Below are 993 nucleotides of genomic sequence, written 5' to 3' on the forward strand. Positions count from 1 at the left end.
TAAAGTGCACCCCTTTGTCAAGACAATTTTTTAGTAGATTTATAGTTAGGTTGATAAACAGTATCATAATGCTTTCCCTTAAATACACTTCACCTGTTGATGAAAATTATGTCAGGGACATGCCATCGCAGATGGTGCGTCAGCATCCTTGACGTAATTTCCATCTGCAGGTATAATTTTTCTCAGGAAAGCAAATAAATTATTTGTTGTATATTTCAGCGGGAGTCTTATAGCTAAGACTTTGATGCGGCCTTTTATAATTATAATATTTCAAGTAGCCGTTGATTCCAATGCGTGCCTCCCGTGGATTCTGGTAATCCTGCAGATAAATATTTTCATATTTAACACTGCGCCACAATCTTTCAATAAAAATATTGTCATAGGCACGCCCTCGATGGTCCATGCTGATCCTTGAACCTGATTCAAGAAACAAATTTGTGTATTTTGGGCTTGTAAAATGACTCCCCTGGTCACTATTTATAATTTCGGGTGCTGACTTTTTCAAAGCATTTTTGCATGCTTCAAGTACAAAGTAAATTTCAAGATTGTCATCTATTTCCCAATCCACAACAAAACGTGAATACCAGTCGATGATTGCCACCAGGTAAAGCCAGCTTTTGTGTATTGGAACGTAGGTAATATCAATGCTCCACACTTGATCAGGATACATTATTACAAGGTTTTTGAGCAGGTAAGGATAAATAGTATTGGCTGGTTCTGGCTGCTTTGTTTTAGATGCTTCTTTTTCAAAAAGCTGTGAAAAATTCTTTACAGCTTCTGTTTTCCATCTTGTGAGCATATTGGGATGGACTTGATTTTCAGAAGCTATTTCGCTTAAAGTACGTTCTCCACGAAGTACTTCCAGTACTAATCTTGCTTTGAATTCGGAGCTGTAAATTTTCCTCATGTGATTCACCATCCTTAATAAAAATATTATGGAGAACCTAACTAAAAAGCAAGCATTTTTTTGTCTGAATTCTTGGGTCCATTATA

The 993-nt window shown here is 36.5% G+C and carries 1 protein-coding gene; it reads right to left on the reverse strand.

Annotated elements, in window-relative coordinates; translation table 11 throughout:
* Window positions 1-199: 199 nt before the first annotated feature.
* A complete protein-coding gene (locus tag ACFHWD_RS20610; RefSeq protein WP_378062941.1) occupies window positions 200-907 on the reverse strand; it encodes an IS3 family transposase in 708 nt (235 codons plus the stop codon).
* Between the last annotated feature and the right edge of the window lie 86 nt (window positions 908-993).

The sequence above is a fragment of the Clostridium sp. MT-14 genome (assembly GCF_042436595.1).
Classification (GTDB): domain Bacteria; phylum Bacillota; class Clostridia; order Clostridiales; family Clostridiaceae; genus Clostridium_B; species Clostridium_B aromativorans.